General features: G+C 42.6%; 23 protein-coding genes and 1 tRNA gene. 11 read left to right on the plus strand and 13 right to left on the minus strand.

The genetic code is table 11. The features are described from left to right. The first annotated feature begins 71 nt into the window (after positions 1-71). From arcA to Q0688_RS08870, 5 genes are all read left to right on the plus strand, one after another. On the plus strand, positions 72-779 hold the full coding sequence (gene arcA, locus Q0688_RS08850; RefSeq protein ID WP_299074988.1) for a two-component system response regulator ArcA: 708 nt from the start codon (positions 72-74) through the stop codon (positions 777-779). Positions 780-1,006: 227 nt separating this feature from the next. Then, the gene (locus Q0688_RS08855) at positions 1,007-1,420 is read left to right on the plus strand and encodes a TlpA disulfide reductase family protein (RefSeq protein ID WP_299075125.1); all 414 of its coding nucleotides are present in this window, start codon (positions 1,007-1,009) and stop codon (positions 1,418-1,420) included. Between the two features lie 12 nt (positions 1,421-1,432). Further along, on the plus strand, positions 1,433-1,657 hold the full coding sequence (locus Q0688_RS08860) for a DUF4266 domain-containing protein (RefSeq protein WP_299074989.1): 225 nt from the start codon (positions 1,433-1,435) through the stop codon (positions 1,655-1,657). Next, positions 1,648-2,970, plus strand: coding sequence for a DUF3570 domain-containing protein (locus Q0688_RS08865; protein ID WP_299074990.1), 1,323 nt, complete (start codon positions 1,648-1,650; stop codon positions 2,968-2,970). The genes Q0688_RS08860 and Q0688_RS08865 overlap by 10 nt, the downstream gene beginning before the upstream one ends. Before the next feature lie 91 nt (positions 2,971-3,061). Further along, complete coding sequence (locus tag Q0688_RS08870) at positions 3,062-3,895, plus strand: FAD:protein FMN transferase (RefSeq protein WP_299075127.1); 834 nt, start codon at positions 3,062-3,064, stop codon at positions 3,893-3,895. Here Q0688_RS08870 and Q0688_RS08875 read toward each other — a convergent pair. From Q0688_RS08875 to Q0688_RS08905, 7 genes are all read right to left on the minus strand, one after another. Next, entirely contained in the window at positions 3,892-4,167 is a 276-nt protein-coding gene (locus Q0688_RS08875; protein ID WP_299074991.1) for a peptidylprolyl isomerase, read from the minus strand. The two genes, Q0688_RS08870 and Q0688_RS08875, sit on opposite strands and share 4 nt — an antisense overlap. 87 nt (positions 4,168-4,254) lie before the next feature. Further along, the gene (locus Q0688_RS08880) at positions 4,255-4,962 is read right to left on the minus strand and encodes a hypothetical protein (protein ID WP_299074992.1); all 708 of its coding nucleotides are present in this window, start codon (positions 4,960-4,962) and stop codon (positions 4,255-4,257) included. Beyond that, positions 4,959-5,738, minus strand: a complete 780-nt coding sequence (locus Q0688_RS08885) for a hypothetical protein (RefSeq protein ID WP_299074993.1) — start codon at positions 5,736-5,738, stop codon at positions 4,959-4,961. The genes Q0688_RS08880 and Q0688_RS08885 overlap by 4 nt, the downstream gene beginning before the upstream one ends. Next, entirely contained in the window at positions 5,728-6,045 is a 318-nt protein-coding gene (locus Q0688_RS08890; protein WP_299075129.1) for a cupredoxin domain-containing protein, read from the minus strand. Before Q0688_RS08890 ends, Q0688_RS08885 begins: the two co-directional genes overlap by 11 nt. A gap of 25 nt (positions 6,046-6,070) precedes the next feature. Next, positions 6,071-7,396 carry an ATP-binding protein gene (locus tag Q0688_RS08895; RefSeq protein ID WP_299074994.1) on the minus strand — a complete coding sequence of 442 codons (1,326 nt, stop codon included), beginning with the start codon at positions 7,394-7,396 and terminating at the stop codon, positions 6,071-6,073. A 2-nt stretch (positions 7,397-7,398) separates the two neighbouring features. Next, positions 7,399-8,073, minus strand: a complete 675-nt coding sequence (locus Q0688_RS08900; protein ID WP_299074995.1) for a response regulator — start codon at positions 8,071-8,073, stop codon at positions 7,399-7,401. 58 nt (positions 8,074-8,131) lie between these two features. After that, positions 8,132-8,641: an FxsA family protein gene (locus Q0688_RS08905; protein WP_299074996.1), complete on the minus strand. Its 510-nt coding sequence runs from the start codon at positions 8,639-8,641 to the stop codon at positions 8,132-8,134. A 359-nt stretch (positions 8,642-9,000) separates the two neighbouring features. On the opposite strand from Q0688_RS08905, the gene Q0688_RS08910 reads away from it, so the two are divergent. Beyond that, complete coding sequence (locus Q0688_RS08910; protein ID WP_299074997.1) at positions 9,001-10,815, plus strand: protein-disulfide reductase DsbD; 1,815 nt, start codon at positions 9,001-9,003, stop codon at positions 10,813-10,815. 57 nt (positions 10,816-10,872) lie between these two features. On the opposite strand, the gene upp is transcribed toward Q0688_RS08910, so the two are convergent. Together upp and Q0688_RS08920 are read right to left on the minus strand one after the other, a co-directional pair. Next, the gene (gene upp / locus Q0688_RS08915) at positions 10,873-11,502 is read right to left on the minus strand and encodes a uracil phosphoribosyltransferase (protein WP_299074998.1); all 630 of its coding nucleotides are present in this window, start codon (positions 11,500-11,502) and stop codon (positions 10,873-10,875) included. Between the two features lie 11 nt (positions 11,503-11,513). Further along, positions 11,514-12,113 carry an ACP phosphodiesterase gene (locus Q0688_RS08920; protein WP_299074999.1) on the minus strand — a complete coding sequence of 200 codons (600 nt, stop codon included), beginning with the start codon at positions 12,111-12,113 and terminating at the stop codon, positions 11,514-11,516. Positions 12,114-12,305: 192 nt separating this feature from the next. Between Q0688_RS08920 and aroQ the strand changes: the two genes are divergently transcribed. The 5 genes from aroQ (at position 12,306) to Q0688_RS08945 (ending at position 16,529) form a co-directional block, all read left to right on the plus strand. Further along, entirely contained in the window at positions 12,306-12,740 is a 435-nt protein-coding gene (aroQ, locus tag Q0688_RS08925) for a type II 3-dehydroquinate dehydratase (RefSeq protein WP_299075000.1), read from the plus strand. Positions 12,741-12,792: 52 nt separating this feature from the next. Then, positions 12,793-13,248, plus strand: a complete 456-nt coding sequence (gene accB / locus Q0688_RS08930) for an acetyl-CoA carboxylase biotin carboxyl carrier protein (RefSeq protein WP_299075001.1) — start codon at positions 12,793-12,795, stop codon at positions 13,246-13,248. Positions 13,249-13,261: 13 nt separating this feature from the next. Continuing rightward, the gene (gene accC, locus Q0688_RS08935) at positions 13,262-14,611 is read left to right on the plus strand and encodes an acetyl-CoA carboxylase biotin carboxylase subunit (RefSeq protein WP_299075002.1); all 1,350 of its coding nucleotides are present in this window, start codon (positions 13,262-13,264) and stop codon (positions 14,609-14,611) included. Positions 14,612-14,707: 96 nt separating this feature from the next. Further along, on the plus strand, positions 14,708-15,586 hold the full coding sequence (prmA, locus tag Q0688_RS08940; protein WP_299075003.1) for a 50S ribosomal protein L11 methyltransferase: 879 nt from the start codon (positions 14,708-14,710) through the stop codon (positions 15,584-15,586). Positions 15,587-15,875: 289 nt separating this feature from the next. After that, positions 15,876-16,529: a PEP-CTERM sorting domain-containing protein gene (locus tag Q0688_RS08945; protein ID WP_299075004.1), complete on the plus strand. Its 654-nt coding sequence runs from the start codon at positions 15,876-15,878 to the stop codon at positions 16,527-16,529. A 169-nt stretch (positions 16,530-16,698) separates the two neighbouring features. On the opposite strand, the gene Q0688_RS08950 is transcribed toward Q0688_RS08945, so the two are convergent. The 4 genes from Q0688_RS08950 to purE all read right to left on the minus strand — a co-directional run bounded on the left by Q0688_RS08950 (position 16,699) and on the right by purE (position 22,080). After that, positions 16,699-19,623, minus strand: coding sequence for a diguanylate cyclase (locus tag Q0688_RS08950; RefSeq protein ID WP_299075005.1), 2,925 nt, complete (start codon positions 19,621-19,623; stop codon positions 16,699-16,701). Positions 19,624-20,216: 593 nt separating this feature from the next. Then, positions 20,217-20,292 (minus strand) — tRNA-Thr (locus Q0688_RS08955). A 128-nt stretch (positions 20,293-20,420) separates the two neighbouring features. Beyond that, positions 20,421-21,560: a 5-(carboxyamino)imidazole ribonucleotide synthase gene (locus tag Q0688_RS08960; protein WP_299075006.1), complete on the minus strand. Its 1,140-nt coding sequence runs from the start codon at positions 21,558-21,560 to the stop codon at positions 20,421-20,423. 25 nt (positions 21,561-21,585) lie between these two features. Continuing rightward, positions 21,586-22,080, minus strand: coding sequence for a 5-(carboxyamino)imidazole ribonucleotide mutase (gene purE / locus Q0688_RS08965; RefSeq protein ID WP_299075007.1), 495 nt, complete (start codon positions 22,078-22,080; stop codon positions 21,586-21,588). Positions 22,081-22,113 lie beyond the last annotated feature (33 nt).

Consider the following 22,113-nt stretch of genomic DNA (forward strand, 5'->3'; position numbering starts at 1 on the left):
GTTAGATAAAACCCTGATTTTTAGATATTTTCTGATAAACTTTTACACAAATTCCTAACCAGGCGTGAAACATGCAGACTCCTAACGTATTAATTGTTGAAGATGAAGTGGTCACACGTACCACCCTTAAGAGCTTGTTTGAAGCCGAAGGCTATAATGTATTTGAAGCCGAAAAAGGCGAGCAGATGCACGACATCTTTGAAAGCAACACCATCAACCTGGTCATCATGGATATCAATTTACCCGGTAAAAATGGCTTGATATTGGCTCGTGAAGTGCGCGGCCGTAAAAATATTGGTTTGATATTTTTAACCGGCAGAGATAACGATGTAGACCGCATTTTAGGCCTAGAGATTGGTGCAGATGACTATCTTACTAAGCCTTTTAATCCTCGTGAACTGACGATACGCGCACGTAACTTATTAACACGTACCACCAATAGCAGTGAAGATGATGATTTGCCTAGTCGTGTAAGCTTTAATGGTTGGGCATTAGACAGCGATAGCCGCAGTTTGATTTCTCCTAGTACTAAAGAATTTCGTTTGCCACGCAGTGAGTTTCGAGCCTTACACTTGTTTTTAAACAATCCAGGTAAAATCTTAACCCGCGAACAGCTGATCATGGAAATGACAGGGCGTGAGTTGCGTCCTAATGACCGTACCGTTGATGTCACTATCCGTCGTATCCGTAAACACTTCGAATCAGAAGTAAACGCCGATGATTTGATTATGACTATTCACGGTGAAGGTTACCGTTTCTGTGGCTCTGTTGATTTATAAAACATTGCTTATACAATACATTTTTTAAAAAGCTCCTTCGGGGGCTTTTTTATTGCCTTAAGTTTTACTTAAGACTCAACTTCTAGAATGGCTGCATGTTATCGAACTCGGGTTATCGAGAAAACAAACATTGTTAAAAGGTAAATGTTTTGCGCCAACTCTACTTAAGTATGCTGTTTATTCTTCTTATCGGTTTTGCTCCGCTATCTTCAAGTTTTGCCCAGCAGATGGCCGCGCCAGACTTTGCTATCTCAGCTGACTCGTTGCCCAACCAACTATCTGGGTTAACTGGGCAGGTTGTGTATCTCGATTTTTGGGCAAGCTGGTGCAAACCCTGTCGTAAGTCTTTTCCGTGGATGAACCAAATGCAGCAAAAGTATGGGGCACAAGGTTTAAAAATTATTGCTGTCAATTTAGATACTGAAAGGGCTTTGGCACAAGAGTTTTTAACTAAAGTGCCAGCGAATATCCCCATCATTTATGATCCACAAGGCAATATTGCCAGTGACTATCAATTAGTGGGTATGCCCAGTAGTTATCTCATCGATAAAAGCGGAAAAATACGCTATTCACATAAGGGTTTTTTTACCCGAAGCCTACCTAAATATGAACAAGAAATAGTATTACTACTAAACGAATAGGAGCAGTAGGTTATGTTAAAAAAAGTACGTTTTACCCTTGCATTTTTAGTTGCTACTCAATTTGTTGGTTGTGCCAACCTTGGTGTAAAACCGTGGCAACGTGATCTACTTGCCAAAGAAGAAATGGCCTTAGGTTCTGAGGGCAACGACCTTGGTTTAGATGATCATATTTATTTCAGCAAAGAGGCGACGAGTGGTGGCCGTGCCTTTGCTGGTGGAGGTTGTGGATGCAATTAACAACAAAAAAACACTTAACTAACAGCGCCAAAAACGTAGCCAATGTCAACACTGCGCTTGCTGCTGCAACGTGTGCGCTGCTGGGCACAGTACCAAGCGTTCAAGCCGAAGAAGGTGTGTGGGAAATGGATGCTGCCCTGCTGTATTACGGTGAAACGGATAGGGTGACCGCCGTTGAAGGGGTCTTTTCCGCTAAAAAGGACTTAGGTGACGAACATATTTTCTCAGGAAAATTGGTGGTTGATACGCTGACAGGCGCGTCTGCTACGGGCGCGGTGGCACAGCCAAGTCCACAAACGTTTACGCGCCCATCAGGCAAAGGCCAATATGTTATTGGGGAGGGTGAAACACCTTTAGATGACACATTTAAAGATACCCGTGTACAACTTGAAGCACAGTGGACCCAACCTCTTTGGGACAATATGCGCGGCAGTACTGGGGTGCATCTTTCAAAAGAATACGATTACCTGTCAATATCAATTAATGGATCTCTGGCCAAAGACTTCAATCAAAAAAACACCACAGTTTCAGCGGGTTTATCTTTAGCTTTTGACACAATTGACCCCGAAGGTGGGCGACCTATTGCCTTTTCTGAGATGGTTATCGATCAAGGGCAATTCGCCACTGAACAAGCCTATCAAGCTGCTTTTGATGCCACAAGACAACAGGATAGCGACGACAAAAGCACCGTTGATTTGATGTTAGGTGTGACACAAATTATCAACCGTAACATGTTAATGCAGTTTAACTATGGTTATTCCATGTCTGATGGTTATCACACCGATCCTTTTAAGGTTTTGAGTGTGGTCAATGACCAAGGGCTGACTCAGTCCTTAGTACACGAAGACAGGCCAACAGAGCGCACCCGGCATAACTTCTATTGGCAAACTAAGTATGCCTTAGACACAGGTGTTGCCGATATATCCTATCGATACGCCACAGATGACTGGGATATTAATTCTCACACTATTGATTCTAGGTTGCGCTTTAATTTGAGTGACAATAGGTATATTCAGCCACACTTTAGGTATTACCAACAAAGCGCAGCTGAGTTTTACCAACCATTTTTGATAGAAGGTACAATGTTGCCTACTTTTGCCAGTGCTGATTATCGTTTAGGCGAAATGACCGCTTACACCATAGGGCTAAAATACGCCGTGAAAATGCAGAGTGGCAACGACTGGGCATTTAGATTGGAATATTATCAGCAAGATCCTACAAACACTGGTTTCGACGAGCCAGGTGCCTTGCAGCCGCTCGACCTGTATCCCAGTGTAAAGGCGGTGATTGCGCAAGTCAGTTATAGCTTTTAAAGTAGGGTTTTGATTGTAGAGGCTGTTTTTGACTACTAGTACTTTTACCTTAGAGCAAAAAAGCGACCATATAATGGGTCGCTTTTCTGCTATGGCCAGCCCTTGCGAGTTGTTGATAGAAACCCAAGACTCGATGTTGGCTAATCACCTCACATCTGTTGCCTACACAGAAACCCAACGTATTGAACAAAAATTTAGCCGCTATCAGCCGAACAACCTAATGGCTAATATCAATCACAGTCAGGGCAAACCCGTTGCCATTGATGACGAGGCTTTTCGCTTGTTGGAATTCGCCAATAGTTGTTATCAACTAAGTGACGGCATGTTTGATATTACCTCCGGTGTATTACGACAGGCATGGAAATTCGACGGTTCAGATAACTTGCCTGCATCCAACACAGTGAAAGCCTTAATGCCCTACATTGGCTGGCAAAAAGTACAGTATGACTCGTCTTCAATCATACTAGCCGAAGGTATGGAGCTAGACTTTGGTGGCATAGGTAAAGAGTATGCGGTGGATTGTGTGGCGAAACTTTGCGCCGAACATGCTGCAACCACATCAGTTGTGGTAAATTTTGGGGGTGATATTCAAGTAACACGCGCTCGACACAACCAGCAGCCATGGCATATTGGTATTGAAAGCCCTGGCGATGATAAACATTCCAGCAATATTCTCAAGATCGTCAGCGGCGGATTAGCCACCAGTGGTGATGCAAGGCGCTATTTATTAAAAGCAGGCAAACGTTACAGTCACATTCTTAATCCTGAAACGGGATACCCTATTGAAAATGCGCCCCGCTCAGTCACTATAGCCGCACCCCACTGTATTCAAGCAGGATTGTTAGCCACTTTGGCTTTGTTGCAGGGGGCTAACGCAGAAGCTTTTTTAGAACAGCAAAACGTCAAATATTGGTGTTATCGTTAGTTGCGATAAAGGGTCTTAATTAAATGAAACCCAAATTTTGTTTTGATGGGGCCGTGTACAGTGAGGATTTCCTTTTTAAACACCACATTGTCAAATGCTTTGACCATAGTGCCTGGGCTGAATTCGCCTAAATCACCGCCTTTTTTACCCGACGGGCAGGTGGAGTGTGTTTTTGCTAATTGATGAAAATTAGCCCCTTTGTCGAGTTCGACTTTGAGCTTTTCGGCTAGGTTTTTATCTTTGACTAAAATGTGGCAGGCGCAGGCTTTCATTTGTTTGACTCAATGAATTTTTAACAACTAATAAGTGGCATGAGGTTAACATTTAGCCGCGTTTATTTGAAGGTTGGTATTAGGTGCCTAAAATTCGTACTCTAGGGCGAATCTAAGGGTGTGATCTTTAGAATCGCCGTTTAAACCAGCAATAAAGGCGAGTTCCCATTTTAGTTGTTTTTGCCCGTGGTATCGATGCACCCCCATAAAACCAGGGCCAACACCTACAAAATCTTCGCCAGTGTAAATTTCAATAGAAGGTTGTAAAGACGCTAAATAGCGATAGCGATATTTAAGTCTGAACTCGGTTTCAAACTCGTTTTGGATGTCTTTACCCCACTCATAAACCAATAATGCGTTGATAGTTAGGCTGGTGTAAGTAAATTCTTTTTCAAATAACAGGCCGCTGGTAAATTCGTACCTGTCTTTTTTATGTTGTTTCTCAAGCTCAAACAATAGCCCCCAATCGGCCCATAATTCGCCTTGCTCGGTCAACATCCAGCGAGCTTCAATTTCATAGGCTTGCAGCCCAAAATCGCCGGTGTCGTCTCTTTCACCTACTATATAACCTTCAAACGTCAGGTATTGTGAAACGGCATGTCCGTACGCCAAACGTTGCGCCAACACATTGCCGTCGTCATTTTGCCTAGAAATAAAGCGCCATTCTAATTCCCGCTCATTTGCTAACACGTAAGGATGATAAACTTTGTCCACTGGGATACCGTCAGCCCAACTTATTGATATATAAACTAGTGAGTAGAAAAGCGCAGCAGATATGCGGTAAAAGGCTGTCATGGTGGATTACCTGTTTGAGGGGCTGAATTTGGCCTTAGCCAATATAAAGCAGCGATGGGGATCAATAGCGCAAAAATATACACTGTCACTTGAGCAATAGAGGGGGACGCATGATAGCCAAATAACACCCTAAATAAATGACCAAACTCCAACTCATTGCTCACGATATGTTGACTACTCCATGCTGTGGTAGATGCATCAATAACGTCGACCTGTACTAATAAAGGTAAGGCGTTGACGAGTTGCCCCGTTACGTAAATAAGGACTAATAACCAGGTTGCCAGTGGACCAAAACGTTGTTTTAACCAGTGCGCGGCTAAATACAGTAGTACCGCTAAGCTTAGGCAAATACCTAGCCCTAAAAACGTACCGAGCAACATGGGTTGCATTACATTGCTTTGGTTTAAATAACCCTCGAAATACACAATGAAATTACTCCCATTTGACACTAAGGTTAAGCTGACCATCAAGCCCGCTACGCAATACACACCATGTTTATTCGAAACGTGATAACGGCTTAATTGGTAGGCCAATATTAGGGTTAACAGGTAGACAAAAACGTGAGACATCCACAGGGATAATTCGATGCCTTTGTCATCAAACCACTGTCCAATGGCATGGATTTGATTGACGTACACCAAGCTCAAAAGCGCACCAGCAACAAAAGATAAGCCTAACCATAATTTGCTCTCTGGCAGATGCGCGTACAAATAAACCACCAACACAAAAATGGGTAGGGCATCACGCAGAAATAAAATAACCGTATTAATTAGCATGTGCCGCCTTATGTTCAACAATCACGCTGCCGCGGGCTGTATTGGGGTTATATTCGCCAAAAAAATCGTAGTCTCCAGGCTGCAATGGGCCAATAAATATACTGGCTTTGTGATTGGCAAAAATGACCTTCTCGCGGTTGAGTGAAAAACTATCAAACTCTTCCGGGGTATTGTCTTGGTTATGGATCACCAGTTTGACTTTTTGATAGGCCGGAATGTGGATCCTCGATGGAAAAAAAAGGTGATCTTTTAGCTGAACATGGTACTCAGTAACGGCTGCAGATAGTGGTTGGCAAAATAAGCTAATGAAAAATGCGCCGCAACCTAGAATTCTATTCACTGGATTGGCCTTGTAGTAATAACAGCTCCACCGACAAACCCGATAATTGTTCAGATCGGCCTAACGTTAGTGAAGCATTATGCAGTTGAGCGATATGTTTAGAGATGGCTAAACCCAGGCCACAGCCCGGTGTGTTACTGCTATGACGGTCACCGCCAATGCGGTAAAAACGTTCAAACACCCTTTGATATTCTGATTTATCAATGCCGGGACCAGAATCTTCTACGCGGATAACCGCTTGATTACCCTTGCTGCCTAATACCACTCTCACCAGTGACTCGTTAGGGGAATATTTACTGGCATTGGAGATTAAATTTTGTAGCAGTATGCCTAGAGAAAACTCATCGCCTTGAATGACTGCACCTTGGCCGAGCAACTCGATTTCTTGATTTTTGGCTTCAATTTGCGGAAACACACTGGCGATAACGGTTTGGCAAAGTGATCTAGTATGTATCGTGTTAAATTGCCCTTGGTACTGTTGGGGATTGGTGCGGTTTAGCAACAAAATTTGTTCTACCACGTGACCCATGCGTTCAATACCTTGCTGTAGGTATTGCATATTTGTGTTGTGTGCTCCGCTGCTGCTCAACTCTAAAGCTAAATTGTGGGCATTGATTTTTAACACACTTAGAGGCGTGCGCAACTCATGAGCTGCGTCTGAGGCAAAGCGCTTTTCTTGTAAAAAGGCCGCGTTTAATCGCTCAAATAGTTGATTTAACGTTTCTAATACTGGACTAAGCTCGTTACGCTGTTTTTGCGGTGTGATTGCTGTGAGATCGTCGGCTTTTTTGGCACGTAAGTTATCAGATAACAGCCGCAGTGGCCGCAATCCAGAACTGACTAATAAAAATATAATAACCGCTAACAATGGAATGCACAGTATGAGTGGTGTAACCGCAGCTAGAATCATTTGTTCTGCAAGCTCAAAACGACGGTTTACTGGTTGCGCCACTAACACCCATTTATTCTGTGATTCAAAAAAGTGCCCGTAGGTACGCCAACGTTGGGCTAAAAAATTGTGTTCGGCAAATTCATTTTTGAAGTCACTAATGGCGGTTTTAAGGGCCGGATGAGAGTTAACAATTAAGCTGTTGTGTTGCCATATTTGATAGACAAAAGCCGCATCAGGTTGTGACGCTAATGAGTGGGTACTTAGGTCGGTAATGTTGACCAGTACATGGGTTAAAGAACGTAATTCATTATCAAATACGCTGGTGGCCTTGGCCATACTGCCGCGATAACCTTGAATGGCGGCGGTAAACGTGACTAAGGTAATCACAGATAACAATATCAATGTTAAATAGCGGCGAATCGACAAATTTAGGACTCTATACTTGTGGCAGCTTTTACACTGTAGCCTACACCGCGGATTGTTTTGATAAAAGCCTTGGGAAGTTTTTTACGCAGATGGTGAATGTGTACCTCAACCGCGTTACTGGCAACCTCTTCACCCCATTCATACAATTTAGACTCAAGCTGCTCTCGCGATTGGATACGTCCAGCTTGTTCTAACAGCACCTTCAACAACATAAATTCTTTACGTGACAGTTCAACTTCCTGACCCGCCACACTTAACTGATGAGACGCGCTGTTTAGGCATACGTTACCAATCGTAATAGTTGAACTGGTGGCGGTACCTAATCGTCTTTCAATTACCCGCAAACGAGCGATCAATTCGTTCACGTCAAAAGGTTTACTGAGATAATCGTCTGCGCCTTGATCAAGCCCTTTAATTTTGTCCTCGATGGAATCTCTTGCGGTTAATATTAATACCGGAAGAGTGTTATTATTTTTTCTGATTTGTTTGAGTAACGTTAGGCCGTCCATGTCGGGTAAACCTAAATCGAGGATCAGCATGTCACATTCGTTGGTCGTAACTGTGAGCATTGCGGATTTGGCATCGGCAACATGGTTAGCTGTAAAACCCTCAGATCTCAGAGATTGATGCAAGGCTCGGGCGAGGGGTAAATCATCTTCAACTAGTAAAATACGCATAGCGGTGAGTCAGTCGTGTTGGTGTCCGGCTAGGTAATCCAAAGAAACAATAGTGAGTTTACTCAGGTTTTCTTAAGTCATCCTTAAGCGCTGGGTTTAATGGCTTATCTTTACGTTCAAATTCACCTTCGATGATATCGTCAGACTCCCCAGTTGTATGTGACTGTTGGTAACCTTGTTGCGTAAAGTTGCCATTAAAGGATGGATTGATGACCTTAAGAGATAAATGTTTCACTAACCCTTTGGCGATAAGTGGGCGAGTCACCGGTAAGCTCAATAAAAACCCAATACCGTCTGTCACAAAACCTGGGGTCACTAACAACACACCGGCAATCACTAGTAATAAGCCTTCTGCCATTTCTTGACCCGGCATAGTACCCGCTTGCATTTTTTGTTGCGCGTGCATCAAGGTGCTCAGCCCTTGTTGCCGAACTAAATGCGCGCCAGCAAAGGCGGTGAGAATAACAATAGCGACAGTATACCAACCTCCTATTTGTTCACCCACGTTGACTAATATGGAGATTTCGACGATAGGTAAAATGGCGAATAATAAAAATAATTTAAACAAAGATGCCTCGTTATTTGGTCTATACGCACTAACCGTTACGTATACCCTATTTATGCAGTTGTATTTGTTATGATACTGGGACTAAAAAATAAAAAGCCAAGTGAGCTATTGTTACAGAGTGTTGCTTGGTTTGTCTAATGAGTTGGTTATTGCGGTCTGTTTATCTTAAATTCAGATTATTTACTGAAGTGGTGAAATGTGACTGCCTAAGTTTGGGTCTCTAAACAAAGTCATGTTTGGTAAATATGCCGTCTTAATGATTTGTTAAGGTTTGTGCTTTAAAGTTTCGAAAATTTCCATGGGTGCATTGTTATAATGAACATAGTGCCAAGTAACCTTTGATATAAGAAGTGTTGTCGATGAATTTGCGTGTTAGATATTTTATTTTACTGTTTGCCGTTTGCTTTTTTCCATTTGTAAGTGTGGCGCAAACATCCGATCCTTTAGCTGATTTATTTGCAGACGAACCAGAGTTCCTACAAGTAGACGAAGCGTTTTACTTCGACTTCGTTCAGCAAGGTGACAAACTCATTTTGCGCTGGAAAATAGCAGATAACTACTACTTGTATAAAAAGCAGTTTAAAACAGTGGTTAAGCAAGCTGAATTAGGTGACCCTGTTTATCCCAAGTCCGAACAAATTGAAGATGAGTTTTTCGGATTATCAGACGTGTTTCGCGGACAACTCGATATTGCTTATCCCATAGTGTCCTCAGTACAAGATGGCATAGTCAAAATTCGTTATCAGGGCTGCGCCGATGCAGGTTTGTGTTATCCACCTACCACCAAAGAAGTGTATCTGAATCAAGTTGGGGATGTGTTAGTTACAACGTCTGAGCAAAACGTAAAAACATCCACCGCAGGATCAGCAACAGAAGTCCCTATTTCTGAACAGTTTGAGTTAGCCAGCATGTTGTCTGGCGAGCAGAGTTTACTTATTACCTTGTTACTATTTTTAGCCTTGGGCATTGGTTTAGCCTTTACTCCTTGTGTGTTTCCTATGTATCCAATTTTATCTGGCATAGTGATTGGTCAAGGCAAAACCATTAGTACCTCTCGGGCATTTACCTTGTCTTTTGTTTACGTGCAAGGCATGGCAATTACCTATTCGTTGTTAGGATTAATTGTGGCCTCTGCTGGCGTGCAGTTTCAGGCAGCGTTGCAACATCCCGCCATTCTAATTGTTTTGATTGTCATTTTTGTTTTGCTGGCCGTTGTGATGTTTGGCGCTTATGAATTGCAGCTACCTTCTTCTTGGCAAGAAAAACTCAATGCCTTAAGTAACCAACAAACCAGTGGCAGTTATATTGGTGTGCTTGCAATGGGTGCTATCTCTGGCTTAGTGGCATCGCCTTGTACTACAGCACCGCTGACCGGAATTTTGTTATATATCGCCCAAAGTGGCGATTTGGTTTTGGGTTTTAGCGCCTTGTATGTGTTGAGTTTGGGCATGGGTATCCCATTGATTTTGTTCGGCATAACCGGTGGTAAGTTATTACCTAAAGCGGGTAACTGGATGAATGTGGTGAAAGTTACCTTTGGTTTTATGATGTTAGCCGTGGCTATTATGTTTGTAGAGCGTTTAGTGACACATATGGCTACCGACATTGCTTGGGCATTGCTTGGTTTAAGCACTTTTAGCTATTTTTACGTGATGAACCAAAACAGTGCGACCACTTTTTATAAAGGTTTGCGGGCCTTGTTAATTTTTATTGGCTTGTTTGTGTCTGCGGGTTATGGCTATCAAACAATTACAGGCTTTAATCATAGTCAGGTGCAGAGTCAAGGGAATGCGCCCGCCACTGGCCATGTGGAATTTCTTAAGGTAAGTGACCTCGAAGATTTTAATCAGGCCTTAGCTACGGCTAATGCTCAAGGCCAAACAGTGATGTTAGACCTGTATGCCGATTGGTGTGTGGCCTGTAAAGAGTTTGAGAAATATACATTTTCAGATAGCCAGGTGATGGCAGCTTTAAGTGGTTCGGTGTTAATGCAAATTGATTTAACCGATAACTCTGCTAGCAATATCGCATTTCAGGAGCATTTTTCGGTGTTAGGTTTGCCGAGTATCTTGTTTTTTGATGCCCAAGGACAAGAAATCAGCAGTGCTAGAGTAACGGGCTTTATGGGCGCCGAGCCGTTTGCTAGGCACGTTAATCAGCTCTTTTCTAAGTAGCTAAAGGTCAAATAAAGCTGTGTGTTGTTTAACACACAGCCGCTGCGTTTAAGATAACTATCGAGTACCAAAAATTTTGTCGCCGGCATCACCTAAGCCCGGCAATATATAGCCCTGTTCATTAAGTCTTTCATCTATCGCCGCCGTATAAATATCAACATCTGGATGGGCTGCTTTAACTGCCGCTAACCCTTCAGGAGCCGCCACTAAAAATAGCCCCATAATATGTTTGCAGCCTTTTTGTTTGAGTAAATCAATAGTGGCTATAAGGGTGCCACCTGTTGCTAACATGGGGTCAACAATCAAAGCCGTACGCTTTTCTGCATCTTTTACGACCTTGTCGAAATAAGCCACAGGTTGCAGTGTTTCCTCATCGCGATATAAACCCACTACGCTAATTTTGGCGTTGGGGATTAATTTTAATACCCCGTCCAACATACCTAATCCAGCCCGCAAAATAGGCACTATGGTTATCTTTTTGCCTTTGATTTTTTTGGTGGTAATGGATTTGTCATTCCAAGCGGTGGTTTCTACCTCTTCAGTTTGTAACTCTCTGGTGGCCTCGTAGGTCAGTAAATTACCTACCTCACCAGCTAATTCCCGAAAGTCCTTGCTGCTGATGCCTTGCTTACGCATAAGGCCTATTTTGTGTTGGATCAAAGGGTGTTGAATTTCGTGAACGGCCATATTGTGTCTCGCTAATTTTTTGCTGAATAAGACTGTGTAAACTTCAGTCCATGATCAAGGCACTCAGGATAAAACTGTTGAAAGCTAGACTCAAGCGGTTCGGCATATTGCAGTAAAAAAGATTGGGCTTTTTTGGCAAACAGAACCTTATTTTTTAAGCGGCCCTCAATACTCAAAAATGCTCGGAAACAGGTTTCAATGTGAAGGTATTCATTTAACCATTGATGGGTTTTTAAGCGTTCGGCCTGTTGCCGAAAATGGAGATTGTCTGCTAGCGAAAAGTGCTCAAGTTGCTGATAAAATTTAGAAAATACAACATTGAAGTGGGTAGTAGAGTAACTGTCCCATGCGCGCATCAGCAGGTGGTCAAAATAGATATCGATGATCACCCCAGCCATCCTTCGAATATCACGCGGGAAACATTGCTTTAATTCAATGATGAGCGGATGTGAGTCAGTGAACACGTCAATACTGCGATGCAAGCGGATACCATGCTCAATCTCACAAGGTAAGTGCTGCAGCTGGCTGCCTTTGACAAAGTCACCAAGAAAATTCCCCAGTAAACTGGTCTGAGTATGTGAACCTATATGAATATGGGCAATATAATTCAAACTGAAAGTCGCTCCAATTGACTAAGAAAAACGTCCAACCAAAAGCAAAAAAATCGTTAACTTTGCAGCAATCTTCGCTGATAAGACCAGTATTTTGCTGCTAATTTCTATTTGCTCTCATATAATGGATGAATCATCCAAAATGTTGTGTGTTTACTGTACAACATCATTATTAATTAAAATGGCGAACCAGTGAAAGTATTAGTCATCAATGGCCCAAATCTGAATATGTTGGGCAAGCGCGAGCCCGAAACTTATGGCTCACAAAATTTACAGCAAATGGTCAGTGAGCTAAACACTTATGCTGATTCAATAGGGGTGAGCTTAACTCACGTGCAGTCAAATGCGGAGCATGAGTTGATTGATACAATCCATAATGCCTTTGAAAAAGTAGACTTTATTGTCATCAATCCCGGTGCATTTACCCATACCAGTGTGGCATTGAGAGATGCGCTGTTAAGCGTGTCTATTCCTTTTATCGAAGTGCATTTATCTAACGTACATGCCAGAGAGGCGTTTAGACAACATTCTTACCTATCCGATATTGCCCAAGGGGTCATTTGTGGACTAGGCGCACAAGGTTACGAATTCGCAATAGCAGCGGCCAAAAAGTATTTAAACAAATAACTGAATAACATCAGCAAGATTTACTTGTTGAACAACTGATTAGAGAGAAAAAATGGACATACGTAAAATTAAGAAGTTAATAGAGCTAGTGGAAGAGTCAGGTATATCTGAGCTAGAAATTACCGAAGGCGAAGAGTCTGTGCGTATCCACCGTGGTGGCGTGGCGGCTCAGATAGCTGCACCTATCCAATATGCGCCACAACCTCAATTGGCCCCAGCACCTGTTGCTCAGGCTGCGCCTGCGGCGGCAACAGAAGCGGCACCTGTTATTAGTGGTCACACTATGTGTTCACCTATGGTGGGTACTTTCTATCGTTCTGCTTCTCCAGGTAGTAAAGCTTTTGTTGAAGTCGGCCAAAAAGTCAATGTCGGCGACACGCTTTGTATCATCGAAGCGATGAAAATGATGAATCAAATTGAGTCTGATAAATCGGGTGTTGTTAAGCAAATTTTAGTTGAAAATCAAGAGCCTGTAGAATTCGACCAACCTATGTTTGTGATTGAATAAAAGGTCTATGCCCATGTTAAAAAAAGTCCTTATTGCAAATCGCGGTGAAATTGCCCTGCGTATTTTGCGTGCCTGTAAAGAGTTAGGCATTAAGACTGTGGCAGTGCATTCCACTGCCGACGAGTCACTCAAACATGTGTTATTGGCCGACGAAACCATTTGTATCGGTAAAGCATCGGCTACAGAGAGTTATCTTAATATTCCACGAATTATTGCTGCGGCTGAAGTCACAGACGCAGATGCCATTCATCCCGGTTATGGATTTTTAGCTGAAAGCGCAGACTTTGCTGAAGCCGTTGAAAAAAGTGGTTTTACCTTTATTGGGCCAACAGCCGACACCATTAATTTAATGGGCGACAAAGTATCGGCCATTAAATCCATGAAAAGTGCAGGTGTGCCTTGTGTTCCTGGATCTGACGGGCCCTTAGGTACTAACGAAGTGCGCAACAAAGAGCTGGCCAGAGGTATCGGTTATCCGATTATTGTTAAAGCAGCTGGTGGCGGCGGTGGTCGTGGTATGCGTGTGGTACGCAGTGAAGACGAACTCATTAACTCTATTGCGATGACAAAAAGTGAAGCCGGCGCGGCATTTAACAACGATGTGGTGTACATGGAGAAATTCCTCGAAAACCCTCGCCATGTAGAAATTCAAGTGCTGGCAGACGGTCAAGGTAGCGCTATACACTTAGGTGAGCGTGATTGCTCGATGCAACGCCGCCATCAAAAAGTAGTCGAAGAAGCGCCAGCACCGGGCATCACTCCAGAAATGCGCGCAGCCATTGGCGCAAGATGTTGCCAAGCCTGTATTGATATCAACTACCGCGGTGCAGGAACCTTCGAATTTTTGTTTGAAAACGGCGAGTTTTATTTTATTGAAATGAATACCCGTATTCAGGTTGAACACCCAGTTTCGGAAATGATCACAGGTGTGGATCTCATTAAAGAGCAGTTAAGAATTGCTGCGGGGCAAACTCTATCTATCACCCAACAGCATATACAGGTGAAAGGTCATGCCATTGAGTGTCGAATTAATGCAGAGGACTCAAACACCTTTATTCCAAGTCCGGGTAAAATTACGAAATTCCATTCACCGGGTGGCTTAGGGGTAAGATGGGATTCCCATATATACACCGATTATGTGGTCCCTCCGTATTATGACTCAATGATTGGCAAGTTAATTACTTATGGTGAGACCAGAGCGGTGGCTATTGCTCGTATGCGCCACGCACTAGATGAATTAGTCATTGGTGGTATCAAAACCAATGTCGACTTGCAAAAAAGTATTATGGCTGATGAAGCTTTCGCAGCGGGTGGAGCTAACATTCACTACCTAGAGAAAAAACTAGGTTTGGGCGGGCATTAGTTGCGTTACTAATCCACTCAAACGATTTAAAAAGAGCGATGTGTCGCTCTTTTTTTTGCTCTATAATGCGACAAATTTCAAGTAAGACCTGTAACCATGCCTTGGATCCAACTCAAAATTAATCATCAAGCTGAATACGCCGAACAAATCGGCGAAATGTTATCGGCTAACGGTGCGCAAGCTGTGACTTTTGTCGACGCCAAAGACACCCCTATGTACGAGCCAAAACCCGGCGAAGTGATGTTATGGCCAGATACCCAAATAATTGGACTATATGACGCACAACACGATATGTCTCGTGTGATCAGTCAACTTAGTAAGTCCAAGCTGTTAGGTAAAAACTTCAATCACAAACTAGACCAACTTGAAGATAAAGATTGGGAAAGAGAGTGGATGGAAAATTTTCATCCGATGCAGTTTGGCGAGCGCTTATGGATCTGCCCCAGCTGGCGTGATGTGCCTGACCCTAGTGCAGTCAATGTCATGCTTGACCCTGGGCTCGCTTTTGGTACTGGCACTCACCCCACTACAAGTTTGTGTCTGAGATGGTTGGACAGTTTAGAGTTATCACAGGCCACAGTGGTCGATTTTGGCTGCGGCTCAGGCGTATTGGGTATAGCAGCTCTTAAACTGGGTGCTAAGCGGGTTGTAGGCGTTGATATCGACCCTCAAGCATTGCTGGCGAGTCAAGACAATGCAAATCGAAATGAGATAGGCGATAAAATCGAGTTATACCTGCCAGAGCACCAACCAGAATTGCTTGCAGATGTCGTTTTGGCGAATATCTTAGCGGCCCCACTTCGTGAATTAAGAGCCGTGATCACCGCGTATTGCAAAACCGGAGGAAAGTTAGTGCTATCAGGTATTTTGGATACCCAAGCTCAAGAAATTAATGATTTATATAGCCGAGATTTTGAGATGGAGCCTATCGAGATAGACGGCGAGTGGGCGAGGGTGTCTGGTGTGAGAAAATAAAAAGAGTGTACGCGAATAGTGAACCAATACTCACTAAACGTATAGGTTATAAGCATGCCCTATCGAGTTCATCATCCATGATAAATACGACTTGGGTTGGTTTCTAAGTTAATCATGTTTTTTCTGAGTTCTTTGGTGTTGGTTTATTTTACAGTTTGATTTTTCTTACAATCAAATATCCTCTTAAGAGTTTGATATTTAATGGTATTTTATATTGGCATGCTTGTTGCTTTGTCGTGATTGAAATTTCTAGTATTACCCGCTAGTTTGGGATTAAAAGGAACAAGAAATGAAGTATAAATCTTTAAAAACAACACTGACTGCATTATTAATGGGCTTTATGTCGATTGGCTCGGCTACTGCTAACATCATGAGCTTTGATATTTCAATGGTCGTAGACAACGACTTTGCGGTATTTAGCGGTAATAGTACAAGTATCAACAATCTAATGTACCAAAACAATGAAGTCTGGATGGATCAGATTGATAACTTATCCACTCTAGATTTTACACTTGCTGCCGGTGATGACCGATTCTATGTATTGGCAATGGGGGGCGGTGGTCCAGAAGAGAATATTAGTGGTTTAGTAAATGGTGTGAATATTACTTCATTATCTGTTTCAATGAGCTCTGATCTTGTGCAATTTCTTTCGGGCTATAATTTAGGTGGTGTTGCAGCCGGCACATATAATGCGTCGCTAGCAGATGTTCAAACAGCATTCTCCGCCGCGACGTGGGGATCCCCTACACTTGATTCATCACAAACAGTGATTGTACGTTCCGGATTTGGCTCTGGATTTAATTTTGGAACTGGTACGGCCCACTTGTTTAGTTTCGATGCCGCAGACGTAGGGGTAGATGTAACTGATGTGCCAGAACCATCTACACTTGCTATTTTCGCATTAGGAATAATAGGCTTAACAACACGTCGATTTAAGAAATAACCTTATAATAGTTTTTTAAATACGATCCTAGAAAACATCAACTGTAATGGTTGATGTTTTTTTTATGGTTATTGGTAATTTTTTACTGTGAATGTTTCTCATAACCGCAGTCGCTTTTTGCAATTTTTAAAATGTGATCACATGATTTAACATCACATTTGACTCTAGGTTACTCAACCATCCGATTTCTACCGGATTTTTTGCCGTCGTATAATTTTTGGTCGGCTTGCTGTAAACAGGCATCAAAACTTTGGCCTTGATGGTCACAAATGCCTGCGGTTATGCTTACATTTAAGTTTTCTGAACTTAATTCCATAACAGTTTTACCTATTACTTTTTGGAATTGTTGAGCTCGCAATTTCAAGCTTTCAAAGGAAGTAATAGGATCGTCTCGGAGTAGAATTAGAAACTCTTCACCACCCCATCGAGCAATTAAATCATGATCGCCAGCCTGACTCTTTAAACGTTGTGCACAAGTCACTAATACTTCATCTCCGAGCTGGTGGCCATATTGATCATTTACTTGTTTGAAGAAGTCGATATCGGCAATCATTAGCGCCACCTTACCTTTCCATTGGGTCCAATTAGGATCGCATAAATTACGGAATCCTCGTCGATTCAATAGTCCGGTTAATGCATCCTGATTAGCGGCTTGTTGCAACATATTATTGGCTTGTTTTAATTCAGCTGTTCGCTCTTCAACTCTTTCTTTTAACCATAAGTTGCTCTGCTTAAGTCGTCTAGTTCGGGCAACAATAATTGCTAGAACACTTGCTGCCGCAGCAAATAAGGTTAGAGCTTTAGCCCACCAGGTTAAGTACCAGGGTGGTAATATCTCAATTTGAAAAGTCGCTGACGGTAACCCTTCAAAAGCTAGAGCTTTTGCTTCAAAAAGATAATTGCCAGGAGGGAGTCTGGTATAACTGGCTTTTGCTTCGTTTTCAGCTGTTTTTAGCCACTTTTTGTCGAAAGGTAATAGTCGATATTCAAAATTTTGTATGGGCTTGTGATGATAACCCGGCATCGCAAATTCAAAAGTGATCAAGTCTTGATCATAATTCAACTGCAATTGTCCCTGATAAATATCTGGACTGCTAATGGGCGGTAGCGCTTTTGATGCTGTGTGGGTTATTTCCCATGTTTTATTGAACACTCGTATTCCGCTAATCAAAGGTGCGGAAGCGGGTGTCTCGTGAACGGGAATATCTAATTTTTGGCGATACAAGCCTTGATTGGTTGCGATGACAAGTTCCTTTCCAATGACAGATGCTCGTCTAATGATGGCAGTATCTTTGATTGGAAGTCGTTGCTGTTGCCAAATTAATTGACCGTTCTTGTCGAGTGCAAACACGCTATTCTCTGACAACAGAAATAACTGTTCATTATTAAGCCCGTTCTCCTCAGATGATGGGAAAATGCTCAGTATCGGATCAGTTGTAGGCAACACAATATTTTCCCACAAACTATCTTTCAAACGCCATAAACTTTTATGCTGACACAATGCCCATAATTGCCCTGAGGGGTCAGTATTTATATGCTCTATGTCAGCGCAACTATTTTGGGGATTGTTTAAATTCGAACTGACAAATTTATCTTGTTCACTGTCGTAACGAAACAGCCCAGCTTGGTTTAATGCAAATATCTGATTTTCAGCCGTGCTTGTTATTGCTACTGATGTATTTTGTTGTAAACCATCATTGCGCGACCATTGACCAATCATTTCTCCATTTTGGTCTAATCTTGCAATACCCCCTTCCCATAGACTCAACCATAGGGTTTTATCTGGGGCTTCAGTGAGGCTATAAACATCTGCACTTGCAAACTGACTTACATGGCCAAAAACGCTCCAATCTAGGGTGTTAGGGTTTAAACGAATAACGCCATTGCTAGTTCCTAATAACAAGTCACCGCGCTGAGAGGGGGTGATTTGCCATACGGATTTGGTTGGCAAATCCAATGGTGAAGGAGAGCTTGGCGATAAATGCTGGATCTCATTGTCAAAATGCCCAATGCTATATAATCCACCAGAGCTGGTGCCAGCTATCCAGCTGCTTTTATGATAATAAAGACTGTACACATTATTGTGACTAAAGCCAGCTTGGAAGTTGTTCGCAAGGCCGATCCAGCCTTGTTGATTGTATGCTGGCAAAATGATGCTTACACCATTTTCATGTCCAACATAAAAAGTACCATTGCTACTTTTCAGCAAAGCACGCACATGTTTGCCACCAATCGATGATGTGTCGGGAGCATAAAACTGACTACTTGATATTTTGTTGCCTGATTTGGTATCAAACTGTTGCAATCCGCCTGCCCATAAACCGGCCCAAATTGACTGTTCTGTTGGCAGTAATGCCATCACTCCATTAACTGGCAATACAAAGTTTTCTGACTCATTTACCGCATTTTTATGCCAGTGACGCTGTACTTTCCCCTGATTATTTAACCAATAAAACCCATGTTTGTGTGTCCCTACGTATAAGACACTATTAAAAACTACCATTTCTCTGACACGAGTATCAACCAAATCTGGTGCAAATGCTTGAACCTTGATGCATTCTTCAGAGCATTGAAATAACCCATGACCGCGCACCGCCAGAATTAAACGCTTATCGTACATAACGAGGCGTTCTACGCGTGAACTTTCGGGTAATCCATCAAAGGACAATTTACGACAGGTTTTATTTTCAGTCAGTTGGTATACTCCAGAGTGCGCTAATGCAACTAAGCCCAATCTTGGGTGCTCAATGAGTTGGCCAAAAGACTGTTCAGATTGACAAGTTAGTGGTGTAAAGTTATTGGTTTGAGCTTGCCAATGCCACACCCCGTCATCTGTAGCTAACCAGATACTAGCTGTTCCAGATTTTAAAAAATGTTCAATAGCCGATTGAGGGCCATGACTAATTTTCTGAATTTCATTGTTATAAATGCGATACAATCCGCTATCTGCACCTACCCAGATTTGCCCTAAAGAGTCTTCATATAAGGTATTCACATTGCTAGGCGCAGGCACTTCTATATTGGTAAATTGGTATCGAGTCCACAACTCACTTGCGCTAACAGACAGGCTAAAAAAGCTAAATAAGATCAACAAACGATAATAATTTCTGAGAAAAAACCGAGTTTTGTATAAACGTTTAAGGTGCATGAACAAATAATAGGATGGTTATAACTATTTATGGTAACTGGGTTTATGCTGTAAATCCAGTTACTACGCTATAGAGATTTATTAGCTAGAGTTCTACTTAGTCAGATAGAATATGAAAAAAGTACAAAGGTGTGACTTTTTATGACGTGTAGATATACGTGGATTTTGCCACTCAAAAATATGCGTCAGATAATTAATTGAAGAGTAACTATTTACCTAAAAGTATTGTCGGCTACTGAGTTCGAACTGCTATGAGGCTTAGCTGCTGATTACAAGTCAGTTTGAATTATTTGTGTAGAAAATGGTGCCGACTACCGGAGTCGAACTGCTATGAGGCTTAGCTGTTGATTACAAGTCAGTTTGAATTATTTGTGTAGAAAATGGTGCCGACTATCGGAGTCGAACTGCTATGAGGCTTAGCTACTGATTACAAATCACGAAAGAATAGAGGATATAAAAATGGTGCCCACCACCAGAGTCGAACTGCTATGAGACTTAGCTGCTGATTACAAGTCAGTTTGGATTATTTGTGTAGAAAATGGTGCCGACTACCGGAGTCGAACTGGTGACCTACTGATTACAAGTCAGTTGCTCTACCAACTGAGCTAAGTCGGCACACTAGGGTGACGCTACTTTTGGGGTGTTGGTAAACTGTTTAGAAGCAGCTAATCCCGAAAGCGAGCGCCATTGTATGCATAATTTATTTGTTGTCAATCAAATAAAGATTATTTTGCTTTGAATGTTTAAAGTTTGAGCAATTTCGTCGCTTCATCTTTTAGCATTGGGAAATATTCGTCAGGCACATACTCAGCCAAAGCTTGCATAGTTTTTCCTAGTTCAGGGTAATTATCAGCACATAAATTAAAATGGCCCATCTTGCGTTTGTTGCGCGGTGTTTTGCCGTACCAATGTAAATGGCAGCCAGGAATACTCAGCATATCCCGTGCGAAAGCTTTGCAACCTATGATGTTGATCATGGCTGTGGGTGAGGTGACTTTGGTGGAACCTAAGGGTAATCCTCTCACTGCTCTAAGGTGGTTTTCGAACTGGCAGGTGTCTGCACCTTGCATGGTCCAGTGCCCTGAATTATGTACTCTTGGGGCAATTTCATTGACTAATAACTGCGGTCCGATTTGGAAAAATTCAACTGCTAATACGCCTACATAATCTAGCATACTTGCTAGTTTATTAAATATGGCTTGAGCTTGTTGCTCGAGTGCCTTGTCAACTTGTGGGGCAGGTGCAATAGAGACATGTAATTGCCCTTGATAGTGTAAGTTTTCAGCAAGTGGGTAATAGGCTATATCACCATCGCTACTACGTACTGCTACCAATGAAAGCTCACGGTCAAAATTCAGCATCTTTTCAGCAATAAGCGGCACTTTATGTAGGTCTAGTTGGGATAATTGTTGTTTAAGCTCGGGCAATTCGTTTTTGCTTTGTAAGCGCCATTGGCCATAGCCATCGTAGCCATCTCTGCTGGCTTTGATAATGAGTTTTTCACCCAACTTTGCCACTGCGGCATCTAATTGATCAACTTCGGTGATGATCTCAAAAGGGCAGTTGGCGATACTCAATTTTTCGAGAAGTTTTTTCTCTCGTACTCTATCTGCGCCCGTTAGAATGGCCTCAACGCTAGGTTTAAGTTTGCCACTGCTGTGGGTGAGTGCGAGTAAGTCTTCGGGAATGTGTTCAAACTCAACAGTGATGGCGTTAACTTCTTCAATCATGCTCTCGAGGGAGTTGCTGATTTTTTGCTTGCTGACAGGATCGACTACTTTATTGTCAGCTACGTCAACTGCCTGAACACTTATGCCAAGTGGCGAGCCAGCTAAAGCCATCATTCTAGCCAGTTGGCCTGATCCAAGCACTAATACACTCATTTACATACTCTCATGGTCACTGTGATTATAAAGAGGGAAGGACTAATTCGTCTTGTGCCAGCACCGTAGCGGTTTGTTCGGCGCGAAAATCTTTAATCGCTTGTTGCACATCTGGGTTTTGCAATGCGACTATTTGCGCCGCTAACAAGCCAGCATTAGCGGCTCCGGCTTCGCCAATGGCAAGGGTGCCTACAGCCACGCCTTTTGGCATTTGTACAATTGAAAGCAAAGAGTCGATACCGTTTAGCTGGCTAGAGCGAACCGGCACACCAAACACGGGTAGGTGAGTATGTGCGGCTATCATTCCAGGTAAATGTGCCGCGCCACCTGCACCACCAATAATGACTTGGTAGCCTAGATCGGCCGCTTGTTCGGCAAAATCTGTGAGTAAGTTGGGTGTACGGTGCGCAGAAACCACCTTGGCGGTATAGCTTACGCCTAGCCTTTCAAGCATGAGTGCCGCATTTTGCATGGTGGGCCAATCAGATTTTGAACCCATTACTATTGCCACTTTTGGCATATATTTCTCTCTTAAATCACATTTTCAATTGGG

Origin of the sequence: uncultured Paraglaciecola sp. (genome assembly GCF_937123705.1) — a bacterium.
In the GTDB taxonomy this organism is placed as follows: domain Bacteria; phylum Pseudomonadota; class Gammaproteobacteria; order Enterobacterales; family Alteromonadaceae; genus Paraglaciecola.